General features: G+C 64.8%; 16 protein-coding genes. 13 read left to right on the top strand and 3 right to left on the bottom strand.

What is annotated here, in order from left to right; all coding sequences use genetic code 11:
* The 4 genes from aroE (at position 1) to FG13_RS14985 (ending at position 3748) form a co-directional block, all read left to right on the top strand.
* A complete protein-coding gene (gene aroE / locus FG13_RS15000; RefSeq protein ID WP_035822109.1) occupies positions 1-828 on the top strand; it encodes a shikimate dehydrogenase in 828 nt (275 codons plus the stop codon).
* Positions 825-1550, top strand: coding sequence for a monofunctional biosynthetic peptidoglycan transglycosylase (gene mtgA / locus FG13_RS14995; protein WP_035822107.1), 726 nt, complete (start codon positions 825-827; stop codon positions 1548-1550). Before aroE ends, mtgA begins: the two co-directional genes overlap by 4 nt.
* A gap of 222 nt (positions 1551-1772) precedes the next feature.
* Positions 1773-2738 (top strand): magnesium/cobalt transporter CorA, encoded by a 966-nt coding sequence (gene corA, locus FG13_RS14990; protein WP_034746658.1) that lies wholly within the window; start codon positions 1773-1775, stop codon positions 2736-2738.
* A gap of 293 nt (positions 2739-3031) precedes the next feature.
* Complete coding sequence (locus tag FG13_RS14985; protein WP_035822105.1) at positions 3032-3748, top strand: HAD family hydrolase; 717 nt, start codon at positions 3032-3034, stop codon at positions 3746-3748.
* Between the two features lie 5 nt (positions 3749-3753).
* Here the strand turns inward: FG13_RS14985 and hemL are convergent, their stop codons facing one another.
* On the bottom strand, positions 3754-5043 hold the full coding sequence (hemL, locus tag FG13_RS14980; protein WP_035822102.1) for a glutamate-1-semialdehyde 2,1-aminomutase: 1290 nt from the start codon (positions 5041-5043) through the stop codon (positions 3754-3756).
* A 59-nt stretch (positions 5044-5102) separates the two neighbouring features.
* On the bottom strand, positions 5103-5960 hold the full coding sequence (gene thiD / locus FG13_RS14975; protein ID WP_035822099.1) for a bifunctional hydroxymethylpyrimidine kinase/phosphomethylpyrimidine kinase: 858 nt from the start codon (positions 5958-5960) through the stop codon (positions 5103-5105).
* A 96-nt stretch (positions 5961-6056) separates the two neighbouring features.
* Here thiD and FG13_RS14970 point away from each other — a divergent pair, with 96 nt between their 5' ends.
* From FG13_RS14970 to FG13_RS14940, 7 genes are all read left to right on the top strand, one after another.
* Positions 6057-6209 (top strand): rubredoxin, encoded by a 153-nt coding sequence (locus FG13_RS14970; RefSeq protein WP_010401308.1) that lies wholly within the window; start codon positions 6057-6059, stop codon positions 6207-6209.
* An 84-nt stretch (positions 6210-6293) separates the two neighbouring features.
* The gene (locus FG13_RS14965) at positions 6294-6716 is read left to right on the top strand and encodes a response regulator (RefSeq protein WP_051959089.1); all 423 of its coding nucleotides are present in this window, start codon (positions 6294-6296) and stop codon (positions 6714-6716) included.
* 34 nt (positions 6717-6750) lie between these two features.
* Positions 6751-7116 carry a response regulator gene (locus tag FG13_RS14960; RefSeq protein WP_035822096.1) on the top strand — a complete coding sequence of 122 codons (366 nt, stop codon included), beginning with the start codon at positions 6751-6753 and terminating at the stop codon, positions 7114-7116.
* A 2-nt stretch (positions 7117-7118) separates the two neighbouring features.
* Positions 7119-7760 carry a chemotaxis protein CheW gene (locus tag FG13_RS14955; protein WP_081922589.1) on the top strand — a complete coding sequence of 214 codons (642 nt, stop codon included), beginning with the start codon at positions 7119-7121 and terminating at the stop codon, positions 7758-7760.
* Positions 7760-9997 carry a methyl-accepting chemotaxis protein gene (locus tag FG13_RS14950; protein ID WP_035822093.1) on the top strand — a complete coding sequence of 746 codons (2238 nt, stop codon included), beginning with the start codon at positions 7760-7762 and terminating at the stop codon, positions 9995-9997. The genes FG13_RS14955 and FG13_RS14950 overlap by 1 nt, the downstream gene beginning before the upstream one ends.
* Before the next feature lie 40 nt (positions 9998-10037).
* The gene (locus tag FG13_RS14945; RefSeq protein WP_035822091.1) at positions 10038-15353 is read left to right on the top strand and encodes an Hpt domain-containing protein; all 5316 of its coding nucleotides are present in this window, start codon (positions 10038-10040) and stop codon (positions 15351-15353) included.
* A gap of 29 nt (positions 15354-15382) precedes the next feature.
* Entirely contained in the window at positions 15383-16012 is a 630-nt protein-coding gene (locus tag FG13_RS14940; RefSeq protein ID WP_035822090.1) for a hypothetical protein, read from the top strand.
* Here the strand turns inward: FG13_RS14940 and FG13_RS14935 are convergent.
* A complete protein-coding gene (locus tag FG13_RS14935; RefSeq protein WP_035822088.1) occupies positions 16005-17468 on the bottom strand; it encodes a cryptochrome/photolyase family protein in 1464 nt (487 codons plus the stop codon). The two genes, FG13_RS14940 and FG13_RS14935, sit on opposite strands and share 8 nt — an antisense overlap.
* Before the next feature lie 386 nt (positions 17469-17854).
* Between FG13_RS14935 and FG13_RS14930 the strand changes: the two genes are divergently transcribed.
* Together FG13_RS14930 and ruvX are read left to right on the top strand one after the other, a co-directional pair.
* Positions 17855-18457, top strand: coding sequence for a YqgE/AlgH family protein (locus tag FG13_RS14930; protein WP_035822086.1), 603 nt, complete (start codon positions 17855-17857; stop codon positions 18455-18457).
* On the top strand, positions 18454-18852 hold the full coding sequence (gene ruvX / locus FG13_RS14925; protein WP_217916667.1) for a Holliday junction resolvase RuvX: 399 nt from the start codon (positions 18454-18456) through the stop codon (positions 18850-18852). The genes FG13_RS14930 and ruvX overlap by 4 nt, the downstream gene beginning before the upstream one ends.
* The last annotated feature ends 7 nt before the right edge of the window (positions 18853-18859 follow it).

The raw sequence follows: 18859 nt of genomic DNA, 5'->3' as shown, positions 1-18859 counted from the left end.
ATGAATTACGATCAATATTGCGTCTTCGGCAACCCCATCGCCCACAGCAAGTCCCCATTGATCCACGCCGCGTTTGCCCTGCAGACAGGGCAAGCGTTGGTCTATGAGCGCCGGCTGGCGCCGCTCGATGGCTTTGCCCTGGCGGCCCGCACGTTTGCCGCCGAGGGTGGCAAGGGCGCGAACGTGACCGTGCCCTTCAAACTGGACGCGTGCGCGCTGGCCACCGAGCTGACGCCGCGGGCTAAGGCCGCCGGCGCCGTCAATACCCTGCGTTTCGATGGTGACACCATTCTTGGCGACAATACCGATGGCACGGGCCTGGTGGCGGACATCGTGCGCAACGCGGGCGTGAAGGTCGCCGGCAAGCGCGTCCTGCTGCTGGGAGCGGGCGGCGCCGCGCGTGGCGTCGTGCTGCCCTTGCTGGAACAGGGACCGCAGGAAATCTTCATTGCCAACCGCACCGTGACCACGGCCGAGGCGCTGGTAGCGCAGTTTGCCGACGCGCTGGCGCACCCCGGCCAGCTGCGCGCCGGCGGTTTCGCGCAGCCCGATGGCGTCTTCGATATCGTCATCAACGCCACCTCGGCCAGCCTGGCGGGCGACTTGCCGCCCGTGCCGCCTGGAATTTTCGGCAGCCATACGCTGGCGCTGGACATGATGTACGGCGCCCAGCCCACCGTCTTCATGGACTTTGCCGCGCAGCATGGCGCGCGGGTGCGCGACGGCTTGGGCATGCTGGTGGAGCAGGCGGCTGAAGCGTTTTACGTGTGGCGCGGCGTGCGTCCGCAGACGCAGGACTTGCTGGCGCAGCTGCGCAGTGCCCTGTGAGCGCCGGCAAGAAGGGCGCCCGCAAAAGCGGCAACCGCTACGGCTGGATCAAGTGGCTGTTCATCGTCCCCGTGCTGGCCTTTATCGTCGTGCAACTGTATTTCTTCCTGCAAATCTGGTGGTGGGTCGACCATAACCCGTCCAGCACGGCTTTCATGCGGGAACAGTTGTCGGTCTTGCAGGACAAGAATCCCAAGGCCACCATCAAGCAGACGTGGGTGCCGTACAACCGCATCTCGAACAATTTGAAACGCGCCATCATCGCTTCGGAAGACGCGAATTTCTCCGAGCACGAAGGCGTGGACTGGGAAGCCTTGCAAAAGGCATATGAAAAAAACAGCAAGAAGCAGAAGGTCGTGGCGGGCGGCTCCACCATCACGCAGCAGTTGGCGAAGAATCTGTTCCTGTCCGGTTCGCGCAGCTATGTGCGCAAGGGCCAGGAACTGATCATCACGTACATGCTGGAAAACCTGATGGAAAAGCAGCGCATTTTCGAGATTTATCTGAACGTGGTGGAGTTTGGCACGGGCACCTTTGGCGCCGAAGCGGCCGCGCGCCACTATTACCGGGTCAGCGCGGCGGGCCTGAGCGCGGGACAGGCGGCGAAACTGGCCGTGATGCTGCCGAATCCCCGTTTTTATGACCGTCACCGCGATACGGGTTACCTGAACCGGCGCACGGGCGTGATCCTGCGCCGCATGGGGGCGGCGGAATTGCCTTGAGGGCAGCTGGCTTTCTTTGCATAAAATTAAAGCTGCCTGATTGGCACTATTGCGACGCAGCATCTTAATCGGCCCCGCTTGGTGCAACGCCGCACTTTTTCCGTGAAAAAGCGGTGCCGGGGGTGGTCGTGAAAAGGCCTTTGCGGGTACACTTGCGCTGTTTTCATTTTTGGCGCCAGCGCCAGCACATCACGATAACCCCACATCCGGCTGAGAGCGCGCATGATCAATGTCTTTGTATTACAGAATGGCCGGCTCAACCAGGTGCCGATCGACAGCCGCGCAGACCTCGAAAATGCCGAACCGGTGTGGGTCGACCTGACCGACCCCACCGATGATGAACGGGCCTGGGTCAAGGCCATCTACAACGTCACCCTGCCGGGCGAAGACGAAGTCAAGGATATTGAAGCGTCGGCCCGCTATTACGAAGCGGAAAACGGCGACTTGCACCTGCGCACGGATTTCCTGCGTGAAGAGGACGACGGCCCGTCGCGCGTCATCACCGTGGCCTTCATCCTGGCCCGCAAGATTTTGTTTTCCATGCATACGGACGACTTGCCCGTGTTCCGCCTGGTGCGCATGCGCGCCCGCTCGCGGCCCGGCTCGATTGCCGACTACATGGACGTGCTGCTCGACCTGTACGCCACCGATGCCGAGTATTCGGCCGACGTGCTCGAAGGCATCTACCAGAACCTGGAAGAAGTCAGCACGCGCGTGCTGCAAAAGGAATTTACCGATGCGCACGCGGCCGAAGCGCTGAATGCCATTGCCCACGAGGAAGATTTGAATGGCCGTATCCGCCGCAACATGATGGATACGCGCCGCGCCGTGAGCTTCCTGATGCGCGGCAGGTTGCTCAATTCCGAGCAGTTCGAGGAAGCGCGGCAGATTTTGCGCGACATCGAATCGCTGGACGGTCACACCTCTTTCCTGTTCGACAAGATCAACTTCCTGATGGATGCCACCGTCGGTTTCATCAACATCAACCAGAACAAGATCATCAAGATCTTCTCGGTGGCCAGTGTGGCCTTCCTGCCGCCGACCCTGATCGCCAGTGTGTACGGCATGAACTTCAAGCTGATGCCGGAACTGGAATGGTCGTTCGGCTATCCATGGGCCTGGGGCTTGATGATCACCAGCGCCATCGCGCCCTTCCTGTATTTCCGCCACCGTGGCTGGCTGAAATAAGCCGCAGCGCAGCATCGCCGGGGCGCTTCCGCGTCCCGGTTTCAAGACGAACGCAGCAATTTCAAAAATCAGCGATAATCACTGGTATTGCGTGGTATTGAATTGGTATTTGTTCGTCGCCGCCTGCCTGGCGCCCGATTCTTTCCCCCGCTGGCTGCCTGTGGCAGAAAAGTATCGTCATTCAGACGTTTTCTGCGTGGTAGCGTCCGCCTGTTCCACCTATGATCGTTGCGATGCCAGCCTTGGCTGGCTGGCCGCCGCATTTCCCGTCACTGTTGCCTTCTGGAGAGTCCATGCCTGATACCGCCACTACCCCACCGCGCTTCACCCACCTGATCAGCGACTGCGATGGCGTGCTGATCGATAGCGAAGCCGTGGCCCTGCAAGCGCTGCTGGAATTGCTGGGGCCGCGCCTGCAGAACCTGCCCGAGGGCATCACCCTGCAAGGTTTGATCGAGCCGCGCCTGGGTCAGCGCCTGGTGCCGCTGATGCAGGATATCTACAAGGAGCTGGGCTTGCCGCAATTGCCGGCCGATGACATCATGGCCATCGGCAACGCGGTCGATGCGGCCTGCGACGCGCAGCTGCGCGCCGTGCCCGGCGTGGCGCAAGCGCTGGCCGCCATTCCCCTGCCGAAGGCCGTCGCCTCGAACAGCGTCAGCGCGCGCGTGCTGTCGGCGCTCGAGCGCACTGGCATGGCGCCGCTGTTCGACAAGCGCGTATTTACGCCCGACCTGGTGGGCCATGCCAAGCCGCATCCGGGCGTCTACCTGGCGGCGGCGGCCGCTTTCGGCGTGCCACCGGGCCAGTGCCTGGTGCTGGAAGACAGCGTCACGGGCGTGACGGCTGCCGTGGCGGCAGGCATGACGGTCTTGGGCTTTATCGGCGGCGGGCATATTGCCGCCGGCCAGGAAGCGCGCCTGAAGGCGGCCGGCGCGCTTCTTGTGTTCAATGACATGGCCAGGCTGCCGGCGCTGGTGGCCGCGGTGATGGACACCGCGGCCGTGTAAAACGCTTAGGCCAGTTTGGCAAACACCTTGCGCGCGGCGGCGATGGTGGCGTCGATGACGGCGTCATCGTGCTGCGCCGAGACGAAGCCCGCTTCGAAGGCGGCGGGCGCGAAGTATACGCCTTCGTCCAGCATGGCGTGGAAGAAGGCGTTGAACTTGCTGCGGTCGCCCGCCATCATTTCCGCGTAGCTGGTCGGCGGCGTGGCGCTGAAATAGATGCCGAACATGCCGCCGATGTAGTCGGCGCAGAAGACCACGCCGGCCTCTTTGGCGGCGGCGGTCAGGCCTTCGGCCAGGCGCTTGGCCGTGGCGCCCAGCTGCTCGTAGAAGCCCGGCTGCTGGATCAGTTTCAAGGTGGCCATGCCGGCCGCCACGGCGACCGGGTTGCCCGACAGGGTGCCGGCCTGGTAGACGGCGCCCAGCGGCGCCATGTTGTGCATCAGCGCCGCGCTGCCGCCGAAGGCCGCCACCGGCATGCCGCCGCCGATCACCTTGCCCAGGGCCGTCAGGTCCGGCTTGATGCCGTACAGCGCCTGCGCGCCGCCCAGAGCCACGCGCAAGCCGCACATGACTTCATCGAAAATGAGCAGGGCGCCGTGCTGCGTGCACAGCTCGCGCATCGCCTGCAGGAACTCCGGCGTGGCTTTCACCAGGTTCATGTTGCCGGCCACCGGTTCGACGATGACGCAGGCGATGTCCGCGCCGAAGCTGTCGAAGGCGTCTTTCAGCTGCTCCACGTTGTTATAGTCGAGCACCAGAGTGTGTTTCACAAAATCTTCCGGCACGCCGGCCGATGTCGGGTTGCCGAAGGTGAGCAAGCCGCTGCCCGCTTTCACCAGCAGCGAATCGGCGTGGCCGTGGTAGCAGCCTTCGAACTTGACGATCTTGTCGCGTCCCGTGGCGCCGCGCGCGAGGCGCAGGGCGCTCATGGTCGCTTCCGTGCCCGACGACACCAGGCGCACCTGCTCGATCGACGGCACCAGGCGCGTGATTTCCTCGGCCATCAGCACTTCGCCTTCCGTCGGCGCGCCGAACGACAGGCCAAGCGCGGCCGCATCCTGCACCGCTTTCACCACTTCCGGGTGGGCGTGGCCGACGATGGCCGGGCCCCAGGAACCGATGTAGTCGATATAGCGCTTGCCATCCGCGTCCCAGAAGTAGGGGCCTTCGGCGCGCGTGATGAAGCGCGGCGTGCCGCCGACGGAGCGGAAGGCGCGCACGGGCGAATTGACGCCGCCTGGCGTGGTTTTTTGTGCGCGGGCAAACAGGATGTCGTTCTGTGAAGTCGTCGTCATGATAATCGTGCCTTGAAAGTGGATCGTTGTCTGTGTCGTCTGTCTGGTCTGCTACAGAATTATTGGGCGCCGCGCTGGCGCTGCTGCCGGAACAGCCGGTTCGGCACCAGCTTGCCCATGCCGTGGCGCTGCGCGTGGGCCAGCGCGCCGGCCGTGAATTCCTGCGCCGCCACGACCACCTGCGGCACGTCGTCTTCGTTTTCCGCCAGGGCCAGCAGGGCGGTAGCCGCCGCCGACAGGGTGCTGCCGGCGCCGTTGAAGATGCCGGGCAGGTGCTGCCATTCGTCGTGGCGCACCACGCCGTCCTCGCCGAACAGGGTATTGGCGCGCAGCTTGCCTTCGCCCGTGCCGGACTTGCTGGCGTCGGCCGGCATGCCGGTGACGAGCACGTATTCGCAGCCCAGCGCCACCAGGTAGTCGACGTCGTTTTGCAGGGTGTCGTCCGGATCGGCGTCGCGCCAGGTCTCGGCCAGGCGCTCCAGTTCCACCGGCGAGAGCACCAGCAGGGTCGTTTGCGGGATCAGCAGCTGGCGCACGGCCGTGAGAATATCTTCATCGTCCATGCCCTGTTCCGGCAGCGCCGAAATGAAGGGATCGAGGATCAGCGGCACGTTCGGATAGTCGGAGACGATTTCGGCGATGGCCGTGACGTTTTCCACGCTGCCCAGCGCGCCGATCTTGATGGCGGCCACGGACATGTCTTCCAGCAGCACGCGCGCCTGGTCGGAAACCCAGTCCGGGTCGACCGCCTGCACGTCTTCCACGCGCGCCGTATCGCTGATCAAGAGGCCCGTGGTGACGGACAGGCCATGGCAGCCGAAGGCTGAAAAGGTGGCCAGATCGGCCTGGATGCCGATCGCGCCGACCGGATCGGACACGCCGAAGCTTAATATGAGGGGAGAAGTTTGGTTTTGCACGGCGGGTAGATTAAGATACCTAATTCAGCATTTTACTTGATTGAAGGGTGGCAGAACGTGAGTAGCAACGAAACAACGCAGCAATTCCAAACGTGGATGTGTCTTATTTGCGGCTGGGTTTATGATGAAGCGGCCGGTCTGCCCGACGAAGACATCGCTCCCGGCACGCGTTGGGCCGATGTTCCGATGAACTGGACCTGCCCTGAATGCGGTGCGCGCAAGGATGATTTCGAGATGGTGGCGCTGTAATCAATCAGTTCCACGGGATGCCGCTGCCGCACGCAGGTATCGCGGCTGCCTGTGCTATCGTATGAAAGATTGTCGAATAATCACATGACGCGTCCTTTTTTGCCCGCGGCGCCGTCCGATGCCGTGGGTGCCAGCGCCACGATCCTCGTCATCGACGACAGCGCGACGATACGCAGCGCGGCCGCGAAGATCCTCGGCGAGGCCGGTTATCGCGTGGTGGTGGCGGAAAACGGCTTTGCGGCCCTGGCCAAGATCGCCGACTGCCAGCCGGCCCTGATCGTGTGCGACATCGTGATGCCGCGCCTGGACGGCTACCGCACCTGTGCGCTGATCAAGGCCAGTGCGGCTTTCCACGCTACGCCGGTGCTGATGCTGTCGTCGAAGGAAGGCTTGTTCGACCGCGCGCGCGGCGCCATGGCGGGCGCCAGCGCCTGCCTGGCCAAGCCGCTGGCGCGCGAGGCGCTGCTGGAGGCCGTGCGGCAGCACCTGGCCGGGCATTTTGAGTAGTGATTTATTGATTGACAACGCAGCAAGGAAGCAGATGGCCATACACACAATTCTGATCGTCGATGACTCGCCGACAGAGCGCTACTACCTGAGCGAGATGCTGGTGCGTGCCGGTTATGCCGTGTTGACGGCGCAGGACGGCGCCGACGCGCTGGCGCAACTGAAGCAGGCCAGGCCCGACCTGATCCTGATGGACGTGGTGATGCCCGGTGCGAATGGCTTCCAGATCACGCGCGCCATCGCCCGTGATCCTGAACTGCAGGACGTGCCGGTGATTATCTGCTCCAGCAAGAGCCAGGAAACGGACCGCATCTGGGGCTTGCGCCAGGGCGCGCGCGATTACCTGGTCAAGCCGGTGGTCGAAGCCGATCTGCTGGCCAAGATCGCCGCGATTTCCTGAGCATGCACACGATGCCAGGTCACGGCGTGTCCACCGCGGCTTTTCCGCATGCCGCTGCCGCCATGCCCGTCTTCGAGGCGGGTGCGCGGCAGGGGCGCTTGCGCCAGTATCAGCTGCAATTGATCGAGCGGATACAGGCTGCGCGCAGCGGCGCGCTGGCGGCGCGCAAGGAACTGGGCGTGATGCTCGGTGGCCGGCCTTGCCTGCTCGACCTGACGCAGCTCGGTGAAATCGTCATCGCCACCGGTGTGCAGATCCAGGGCGTGCCGCTGGCGCAGGACTGGTACCTGGGCCTGGCGGCCATGCGCGGTCGCCTGACGGGTGTCGTCGACCTGGCCCGCTACATGGGCGAACCGGCTTGCGCGCCGGGCAATCACTGCCGCATCATCACCTTTTCTCCCCGCCTGGGCCTCAATTGCGCATTGCTGGTCGAACGCGTGCTGGGTTTGCGCCAGTTGCGCGCCATGCGATCGGTGCCCGTTCACGATGCGGCGCACGGTGTGCTGCCATCGTGGGCGGCGCAGGCGCTGCGCGACAGCGAAGGGCAAGAGTGGCTGCGCCTGGACCTGGCGCAGCTGGCGCAATCGGCACGCTTCCTCGATGCCGGCTTTGGCGGCTTCCCCGAACACAAGGATCTTTGCTGATGGGCGCCCATTCTCCCATTCTGGCGGCCGGCATGCCCGAAGCGCAGCATGCGCCGGACGCGCCGGCATCGGCGGCCGACTTGCCGCTGCGCCTGCGCGACGCGCTGGGACGGCGCAAGTCGCTGGCCAGCGCGCCGGCCGGGGACTGGAAGCTGCCGCTGATCGGCCATTTTCCGCTGCAAAAGCAGCTGAGCATCCTGTCGACGCTGATGGCCCTGAGCCTGGCCGCCAGCCTGCTGTTCGTCGGACTGAACACGCGCAGCAGCAATATCGCCTCGGCGCAGACGCAACTGGCCAGCGATGCGCTGATGCATTCGCAGCGCATCGGCAAGGCCGCGCCGAACGCCGTGCAAGGCAATCCGGAAGCCTTCCGCCAGCTCGAGGAAAGCCGCAATGAACTGAGCCAGGATTTCCGCCTGATGCTGCGCGGCGGGACGTATCACGGCCGCGATATCGGCGAGTCGCGTTCCGCCCTGCTGGCGGCGGTGGCCGACGCGCGCAAGAAGTGGGCCAGCAGCGACCGCGCGGCCAGCACCATCCTGCGCCTGAAGCCGGAGCTGGGCGAATTCGACAAGACCTTGCAGCAATTGAACGCGCTGTCGCCGGCGCTGCTGGCGCAGACCGAGGAAATTGCGGCCTTGAAGGTGCAGCGCGGCGGCAATGCGCGCGACCTGGCCGTCATCGGCCGGCTGATGATGCTGAGCCAGCGCATGAGCCGCAGCGCCAGCGAATTCCTGTCGTCGGGCAGCATCAGTTCGGAAACGGCGTTTTCGCTGGGGCGCGACACGACGTATTTCCGCGCCGCCGTCGAAGGCCTGCTCAATGGCAGCGTGACGCTGCAACTGGCGCCCACGCGCGACGCCGAATTGCGCGACCGGCTGGTGGCGCTGAAAGCCAGTTTTGACAATTACCAGAAGCTGGTGTCGTCGATACTCGACCGGCTCGATAAATTCAGTGCGGCGAAAAGCGCAGAGCAGCTGATCTTCAACGAGAACGAAGACCTGCGCCAGCGCTTGACCCTGCTGCAGCAGATGTACCACGTGAACCAGGAAACCCTGGGCATCGCCTTCTGGATGATGGTCGGCGGCGTGTTGCTGACCCTGATCGCGGCGGCCGGCATCGGCAGGGTGCTGCTGCAGGACTCCATCAACCGCACGCGCGACGCCGAGCGGCGGCGCCAGGAAGCGGAAATCCGGCGCCTGCAGTCGCAGGAAAAAGAGGAAGAGGCGAAGGCCAGGAATGAGCAGAACCAGGCGGCCATCCTGCGCCTGATGAACGAATTGCAGAAGGTGGCCGACGGCGACCTGACGGTGCAGGCCACCGTATCGGAAGACATCACGGGCGCCATCGCCGATTCCGTCAACTACACGGTCGAGGAATTGCGCGGCCTGGTGGGCAGGGTGACGGCGACGGCGGAACAGGTGAACCGCGCCTCGACGCAGGCGCAAAGCATTTCCAGCAAGCTGTTGATCGCATCGCAGCAGCAGTCGCGCGAAATCCAGGGCGTCAGCGCCACCGTGGTCAAGATGGCCAATGCGATTACCGATGTGTCGAAGTCGGCCAGCGTTTCTGCCGACGTGGCGCGCCAGTCGGTGGCAGCGGCGCAGCAGGGTTCGACGGCGGTGGAAAACGCCATCAAGGGCATGCATGAAATCCGCGAACAGATCCAGGATACCTCCAAGCGCATCAAGCGCCTGGGTGAATCGTCGCAGGAAATCGGCGAGATCACCGAGCTCATTTCCGACATCACCGAGCAGACGAATGTGCTGGCGCTGAACGCCGCCATCCAGGCCGCATCGGCCGGCGAGGCGGGACGCGGCTTTTCCGTCGTGGCCGAGGAAGTGCAGCGCCTGGCCGAACGCTCGGCCGCCGCCGCCAAGCAGATCGGCGCGCTGGTACGCACCATCCAGGCCGATACCCAGGACGCGACACGGGCGATGGAAACGTCCACGCAGGGCGTGGTCGAGGGCGCGCGTTTGTCCGATGCGGCCGGCGCGGCCTTGAACGACATCAGCCAAGTATCGAAACACCTGGCCGAACTGATCCAGGGCATCTCGTTCGCCACCGGCACGCAGGCCGGTTCGGCCAGCGGCGTGGCCTTGAATATCCAGCATATCCTGAGCGTGACGGAGCAGACCCAGGATGGCACGCAGCAAACGGCGCAATCGATCCATAAACTGTCGATGCTGGCGCAGGAACTGAAAAATTCGGTGTCGCGCTTCCGCGTCGCCGCCTGAACGCCGCGCCAGTCCAGGCGATTTCCTTACCGAGGCATGCATGAGCACACCAGATAGTCCACAGCAGTCCAAGCCGTTCGACAGCGAGCCTTTGTCGTGGGTGATGGTGGAAATCCGCGAAGCGCTGGGCCGCTCGAAAACGGCCCTGTTCGAGGCGGGTGGCCGCGAGCGCGAGGAACGCGCCACGGCCCTGCAGCATGCGCGCTCGCATCTGCACCAGGCGCATGGCGCGCTGGTGATGGTGGACGTGGCCGGCGCCAGCCTGCTGACGGATGGCGCGGAACAGGCGCTGGCGCGTTTTCGCGACGGCAGCCTCGAATACACGCTGGACCATGCGCAAGTCGTCGCCGAACTGTATCAGGCCTTGAGCGAATACCTGGAAGACCTGGTGGCCGGCACGCCGCCGCAGCCGGCGCGTTTGTTCCCCTATTACCGCGACCTGCAAAGCATGCTGGGCGCCGAGCGCATCCACCCGGCCGACCTGTTTTTCCCGCCAGCGTCGACGCTGGAAGGGCATGCCATCGCGCTGGCGGAGGCACCCCCTGCGGCCGATTATCCGGCCTGGCGCGGACGCTTTGAAAAGTCTTTGCTGCCCTTCCTGAAGGCACAGGATGACGCAACGCGGCGCCAGCATGCGGGCGATTTGCACGCCACCTTGACCCTGGTGGCCGATGCGCAGCAGGAAGCGCCTGCGCGCACCTTCTGGTTCGCCATGCAGGCGTTTGCCGGGCTGGCGGCCAGCGGCGAGGGCATGGGCACGCGCAACGTCAAGCAGCTGTTTGGGCTGATCAATCTGCAGTTGCGCCGCCTGGCCCAAGGCACGGCCAGCCTGCCCGAGGCCATGCTGCGCGACGCCCTGTTCTTCATTGCTGCCGCCGTCGAGCCGACGCCGGAGGCACGCCAGCTGCGCGCCGCTTTCGCGCTGGAAGGCATGCTGCCCGCCGACGTGGAAACGCGGCGCTACGGCCAGGTCGACCAGGCAGCCTTGCAAGGCGCCCGCACGGCCCTGGCGCAGGCGCGCGCCAGCTGGAGCCGCCTGGCGCAAGCCGACCTTGATCCCGCACTGGGCACGGAGTTTGAAGCGTCGCTGCAAGAAGTGGCGGCACATGCGGAGTCCCTGAAGCAGCCGGCCCTGGCCAGCCTGCTGCGCGAATGCGCGGCCGTGGCGCGGCAAGCCGTGGCCAGCGGACGCAGCGCGGCCCTGGAAAATGAAATCGGCATGGCGCTGCTGTTTGCCGACACGGGACTGGAGCAGCTGCGCCGTCTGCCCGACGATTTCGCCGGCAATGCGGAAACCATCGCCGCGCGCCTGCAGGCGCTGCTGGCTGGCGAAGCGCCGCCGCCCGTCACGGCGGGCGAGCTGTCGCGCCAGATTGAACAGGGTCAGACGGTGGCCGCGCTGGCCGAGGACATGAAGACGGGCTTGCGCCAGGTGGAAAAGGTGCTCAATGCGTATTACGCGGATGCGGATGCGGATGCGGCGGGGGCGGGGGCGGGGGCGGCAACCCTCGACGGCGTCGCGCCCGTGCTGGAGCAGTTGCAGCAGCAGCTGGCCGGGCTGGGACAGGAAGACGCGCGCGCCGCCGTGCTGCACGTCGATGCGGCCGTGCGGCAACTGGCCGGCGGCGACGCCAAGGCGGAAGCCCGTGCCGAGGCGCTCGACGAGATCGCGCAAAATGTCAGCGCGCTGGGCTTTTTTGTCGATATGCTGGGCCGCAACGCGCAGGCGGCCAGCGGGCGTTTCCATTTCGACGCGGCCGCCGGCACTTTCCGCGCCCTGCCATTTGAAAAAGTCGCCGCCGCCGGCGCCGTGCCCGTGCCCTTGCTCGACCAGGCCCTGGCGCCCGCCGCGCCAGCCGGCATGGATGCCGCGCCGGCCGTGATCGATGTTGATGCGGAGATGCTCGACATTTTCATTGCCGAAGCGCGCGAAGTGCTGGCCTTTATCGACACCACCCTGGCCCTGCCGCGCGAGCAGGCCGCCAGCGGCGACCACCTGGCCATGCTGCGCCGCTCGTTCCACACCCTGAAAGGCAGCAGCCGCATGATCGGCCTGGCGCAGTTTGCCGAAGCGGCCGGCGCCATCGAACGCGTCATGAATACCTGGCTGGCCGAATCGCGCCCCGTCAGCGACGACTTGTTTACCTTGCTCAATTACGGCTGGTACCAGCTCAGCGAATGGGTGGCCGAACTGGAAGGCGGCGCGGGGCGCCAGCGCGAGGCCGGCATGCTGCTGATGGCGGCCGAGCGCGTGCGCGAAGGCGGGCCGTTCGAACTGCGCAAGCCTCGCTCGGCATCGGCATCGGCATCGGCCACGCCCGTGGCCAGCAATGGCAATGTGATCGGACTGCCCCTGGCCACGGCGCCCACGCTGCACGAAGCGCCGGACGATCACCTCAAGCACGTGGGCGAACTGCGCATCAGCCTTCCCTTGTACAACATCTACCTGGCCGAGACGGATGAATTGCTGCGCGTGCTCACGCGCGACTTCGGCGAATGGCGCCATGAGGAGCGCGCCGTCAGCGCGGAGGCGCTGCAAGCCGTGCATACCCTGGCGGGGACGTCGGGCACGGTCGGTTTTCAGTCGCTGCGCGACCTGGCGCATGCGCTCGAAACGGTGATTGAAACGGTGGTGCCGCCGCTGGCCGGCCTGCGCGCCGAGCAGCACGACGTGCTGGAGCAAGCCACGCAGCGCATCGGGCAAATGCTGCAGGCGTTCGCGCTGGGCGACCTGGCGCCCACGCAGCCGGACATGATCGAAGCGCTCAATACTCTGTGGCGCGCCTTGACGGCGCCGCCCGGCGAGAGCCAGGAAGAGCGGCTCGACGCCCTGTTTGCGGAAGCTTACGCCAGCATCGTCGGCGCGCCGGCGCAGCCGGCCGAGCCAGTCGCCGAAGTCCCGCTGCCGCAGCTCGAGACCCTGTTCGAAGCGACGTACGCGAGCATCGTCGCCGACGCGCTGCAGCCGGAGGCCGCCGCGGCGCCGGCACCGGACACCGGCATTGGCGACGATCTGTTCGACGCCGGTTTTGAACACGCGCCGCCGTTGGAGCATGCGGCGCCGGAAGCGCCGGCGCCCGCCATCATGCCGGCCGATGCGGCCGCGCTGCTGGCGGCGAGTGCCGGCATCAGCGATGAACTCGATCTCGATTTATTGTCCGTCTTTCTGGAAGAGGGTGCCGACCTGCTGCCGCGGATCGGCGAGGCGCTGCGCAGCTGGCAGCAGCAGCCGCACGACAGCGGCCAGGCGCAGATGCTGTTGCGCACCCTGCATACGGTCAAGGGCAGCGCGCGCATGGCCGGCGCCATGCGCCTGGGCCAGCATGCGCATGAAATCGAGACGCATATCGAAAACATGCTGCACGCGGGCACCGCCACGCCGCAGGCCTTCGAGGAATTGCTGGCCCATTACGATCATGCGCTGCACCTGTTCGAGCAGCTGCAGCAACCGTTGCTGCCCTTGCCGGGCATGGAAGACACGCCGGCCGCCGAACCGAAGGCGGCCCTGGTGCGCGTGCGCGCCGATATCCTCGACCGCCTGGTGAACCAGGCCGGCGAAGTGTCGATCACGCGCTCCAAAATGGAAAATGAAGTCGGCGTGCTCGGTGCTTCGCTATCCGAATTTTCCGACAACCTGGCCCGCTTGCGGCGCCAGCTGCGCGAAGTGGAAATGCAGGCCGAATCGCAGATCGCCTCGCGTATGGCCGTCGGCAGCGAGCGCGATTTCGATCCGCTCGAATTCGACCGTTTTACGCGCCTGCAGGAACTCACGCGCATGATGGCCGAAAGCGTCAACGACGTGGCCTCGTTCCATGAAAACCTCAGTCACAGCGTTGATGCGGTAACGGACGACCTGGTGCTGCAGGCGCGGCTGACGCGCGAGCTGCAGCGCGACCTGATGCAGATCCGCATGGTGCCGTTTGCCAGCATCGCCGAACGCCTGTTCCGCGTGGCGCGGCAAAGCGCCAAGGAAGTCGACAAGCGCGTCAACCTCGACATCCGCGGCGGCGGCGTGGAAATCGACCGCAGCGTGCTCGAACGCATGGCCGCGCCGTTCGAGCACCTGCTGCGCAACGCCATCGTGCACGGCGTGGAGCCGCGCGACGCGCGCCTGTCCGCGGGCAAGAGCGAGACGGGCGAGCTGCTGGTGCAGGTCAGCCAGCAGGGCAATGAAGTGGCGATCGCCTTTTCCGACGATGGCGCAGGGCTGGACCTGGAACGCATCCGCGCCAAGGCGCACGGCGCCGGCCTGGTGGCGACGGATGCGCCATTGACGGACGCGCAGGCGGCCGAGCTGATTTTCACGCCGGGCTTTTCCACCGCCGACAGCCTGACGGAACTGGCCGGGCGCGGTTTCGGCATGGACATCGTGCGCTCCGAAGCGCTGGCCCTGGGCGGAAGAGTGGAAACGCAGACGCAGGCAGGCCTGGGCATGCGCTTCACCATCCACTTGCCGCTGACCCTGGCCGTCACGCAGGTGGTGCTGCTGGCGGCCAGCGGCAAGACGTATGCCTTGCCCTCGGTGCTGGTGGAGCAGGTGCTGCACCTGAAAGGCGAGCAGCTGGAGCAGGTGCGGGCGGCCGGGCGCATCGAGTCGCACGGACAGTCGCTGGCGCTGCACCACCTGTCGGCCATGCTGGGCGAGACACCGGCGGCGCAGGCCACGCAGCGCTATGCGCCCGTGCTCCTGCTACGCAATGGCAATGACAGGCTGGCCTTGCAGGTCGATGACGTGGTGGGCAACCGCGAAGTCGTGGTCAAGCACGTGGGCCCGCAACTGGCGCGCATGCCGGGCATCGCCGGCGCCACGGTGCTGGGCACGGGCGACATCGTGCTGATTCTGAATCCGGTGGCGCTGGCGCAGCACCTGGAGCATCATCCGGAACTGCTGTCGCAGTATGCGCTGGCCAGCAGCGCGCAGCATGCCGCTTCCAGCGCGCTGGAAGCGCCTGCCGTGCGCGTGATGGTGGTCGACGATTCGCTGACGGTGCGCCGCGTGATGCAGCGCCTGTTCGAGCGCGAAGGCTACCAGGTGCTGCTGGCCAAGGATGGCGTCGATGCGCTGGAGCAGTTGCATGCGCTGGAGCCGGCCGCCATGCCGGCCCTGCTGCTGGTCGACGTGGAAATGCCGCGCATGGATGGCTTTGATTTGACGCGCAATGTGCGCAGCGATGACAAGACGCGCGCCATCCCCGTCATCATGATCACCTCGCGCAGCGCCGACAAACACCGCGCGCATGCCTTCGAGCTGGGCGTGAATGCGTATTTCGGCAAGCCGTTCCAGGAGGACGAATTGCTGGCGGAGGTGCGGCGCTTGCAAACGCGTGACGGTTCCGAAACATCTCGGCTACCATAACAGGCCGACATCGCCAAACCAGGAAAATAATGAGCCTTCACGTCAAACTGAAAAAACTCGAAGACAAAGCCATCGTCAATGGTGAGCATGCGGTCGCCGCGGCCGCAGCCCATCTGTTGCAGGATGTCGACGCCATCGACAGGCAAATCAACCTTGTCGGGGCGCTGCACGAGGTGGGCTATCTCCAGAACTCGCTGAAGCCCTACTGGAATGCGTTCAGGGCCGATGAGCCGGCATGGATAGAACGCTGCCTGGCCAGGCTGCTCATTGCCGACCATGACTATTGGGCACTCGCCGCGCTGCTGGGATGCGATGGCCCGGCCACCATTGCCATCGCCACGGGCAAGGGTTTCAAATCCGCCGCGACAAGGCAGTACGAACGATTCGACAAGCCCGATGTCCATGTCGATACCTTGTATCTGACCGGTATGGGCAAGGTGCTGCACCCGATATTGGAAATCGGCTATGACACCAAGGACATGATCAATGTCGACGTGGGAAGGGCGCGGGCACTGAGTTTGGAAAACCAGCAATGGCAGCCCGGTGAGCCGCTGGGGACGGGTGCACTATCCCTTTCCATGCAGGCGAAACTGCCGCACGGCGCCTGGCGGTCGGTCTGGACGCTGTTCACCACACCGGAAGCCGGCGGCCCTACTTGAGCACTTTGACCACTGCATAACGTTCCAGGGTCTCCTTGCGCGCCTCGTCGTGCTGCACCAGCGGTTCCGGATAATCGCGTCCCAGCACGATGTTTTTTTGTTCGAGCAGCATGCGTGGCACCAGCCAGGGCGCGTGGATTTCCTTGTCGCCCAGCGCCTTCAGCTGCGGCAGATAGCGGCGGATGAAGCGCCCGCTGGCATCGAATTTTTCCGACTGCGTGATGGGATTGAAGATGCGGAAGTAGGGCTGCGCGTCGCAGCCGGAGGACGATGCCCATTGCCAGCCGCCGTTGTTCGACGCCAGGTCGAAGTCATTGAGGTGCAGCGCGAAATACGCTTCGCCGCGGCGCCAGTCGATACCCAGGTCCTTGATCAGAAAGCAGGCCGTGACCATGCGCAGGCGGTTGTGCATATAGCCCGTCTGGTTCAGCTGCGCCATGGCCGCGTCCACCAGCGGATAGCCGGTGCGCCCCTCGCACCAGGCGGCAAAGGCGGCATCGGCGTCAGGCCCCGTTTCCCAGGCGATGGCGTCGTAGGCCGGTTTGAAGGCGCCGCCTTCCACGTGCGGGTTCTGGTACAAAATCATGGCGTAGAAATCGCGCCAGATCAGTTCCGCCAGCCACACGGGCGCGCCATCGCCGCCACCGCCCCGGTCCATCAGGTCGACGATGGTGCGCACCAGGTAGCGCAGCGAGACGGTGCCGAAGCGCAGATGCATGGACAGGTACGATGGTCCCTTCAGGGCGGGGAAATCGCGCGCCACGTCATAGCGGGCCACGCGCGGCAAAAAATCCTCGAACAGCTTGCTGGCGCCCGACATGCCGGTGGGGATGGCCAGTTCGGCCAGGTTGCTGGCCTCGAAACCCAGCTCGCCCAAAGTGGGCAGGGGCGCCGGCGTGCCAGTGCGCGGCGGCGCCAGGCTGGCCGCATGCGGTTCGATGTCGAACGGCGCCAGGCAGCCGGGTTCGGCGCGCATTTTCTTCAGCCAGGCATTTTTATACGGCGTGTAGACGGTATACGGCTTGGCCGACAGCGTCAGCACCTCATCCTTTTCAAAGATCACCTGGTCCTTGAAGCTGAACCACAGGCGCGCGTCGCGCGTGAGCGCGGCGGCCACCGTGGCGTCGCGCGTGATCGCTTGCGGCTCGTAGTCGTGGTTGGCAAAGACGGCGTCGGCATTCAATTCGGTGGCCAGGCGCGGGATGGCCTCGGCCGCGTCCGCGTGCAGCACGATCAGGTCGCCGCCCAGCTGGCGCAGCTCACTGGCGAGCTCGGCCACGCTGGCATGGATGAAGTCGACGCGCCGGTCGCGGCGCGGCAGGGTTGCCAGGATGGCCGTGTCGTAGACGAAGACGCAATGCACGGCCTGGCTCTGGCGCAGGGCGTGATGCAGTGCAGCATGATCAAACGCGCGCAGATCGCGCCGGAACCACACCAGGGAAGTCTTGATTGTCATTATTTCGCGTGTTCAGGGTCAAAGATAGGCGATTTTTTGCCGCCAACAGGGATTTATGGCCGCTCGCGTCGCGCCTTTGGCGTCGCTGCGGCGGCAATTCAGTGTAAACTACCGGGTATGTTCATGGTGCTTTATGTGCGACAGCGATTTTGCAATCAATTTTACAATTGGCATTGAAATCCGTCTGCAAGAATGACAAATTGATCACTAATTTATAACATAACAAGAATAACGCCTGGCACCACGGTGCGCGCCGCCCAAGATTTGCGGCAGCTTGTGCCAGGCGTACGATAGCGGGGTAAGCGAGACTTGCCAGCAAGCCCACAGAGAGAGCATCGCGTATGAAAAAGAGTAAAATTGACCAGACTCTACCAGGACATCGTTTGATGCAGGGTGTGGGAGAACCGGCCGCGACCGGTTCCTCCACCCTGAATCTGGCCAACCATTTCCTCATTGCGATGCCGGCCATGCAAGACCCGATCTTCGGCGGCACGGTCGTCTACGTGTGCGAACACAATGAAAACGGCGTGCTCGGCGTCGTCATCAACAAGCCCACCGACATGACCATGGAAGTGCTGTTCGACCGCATCGACCTGAAACTGGCGGCCGGCAGCGACACGCCCATCATCAATGAACCGATCATGTTCGGCGGCCCCGTGCAGGACGACCGCGGCTTCGTGCTGCATACGCCGGGCGCCCGCTATTCCTCGTCGCTGACCGTGACCGATGAAATCGCGTTTACCACGTCGATCGACGTGCTCGAAGCCGTCGCCAAGGGCGATGGCCCCGAGCGCATGCTGGTTTCGATCGGCTATTCGGGCTGGAGCCCAGGCCAGCTGGAAGACGAGATCGGCCGCAACGGCTGGCTGACGGTGGGCGCCTCGGCCGACATCCTGTTCGATTTCCCCATCGAGCAGCGCTACGTGGCGGCCATCAAGCTGCTCGGTATCGACCCTCTCATGCTCGCCAGCGAGGCTGGCCACGCATGAGCGGTGACGCCATCGACACCATCCTCGCCTTCGATTTCGGCTTGAAACGCATTGGCGTGGCCATCGGCAATACCATGATTTGCCAGGCCAAGCCGCTCAGCGTGATCACGGCCACGGCGAACGAGCCGAAGTTTGCCGCCATCGATAGCCTGATCAAGGAGTGGGGCGCGAGCCGCATCGTGGTAGGCTTGCCCAGCCATCCCGATGGCACGGAACACGAGATGAGCGCGCGCTGCCGCCGTTTCGCCAACCAGGTGCATGGCCGCTTCAACCTGCCCGTGGAACTGGTCGACGAGCGCTATTCCTCGGCCGTCATCGCCGCCAGGCGCGGTGAAGTCATCGACGACCGCGCCGCCGCCATCATCCTGCAACAGTATTTTGACGCGAATTATTAATCTGACC

This window comes from Janthinobacterium sp. RA13 (genome assembly GCF_000745325.1).
In the GTDB taxonomy this organism is placed as follows: domain Bacteria; phylum Pseudomonadota; class Gammaproteobacteria; order Burkholderiales; family Burkholderiaceae_D; genus Janthinobacterium; species Janthinobacterium rivuli.
This window is presented reverse-complemented; position numbering and strand designations above follow the sequence as displayed.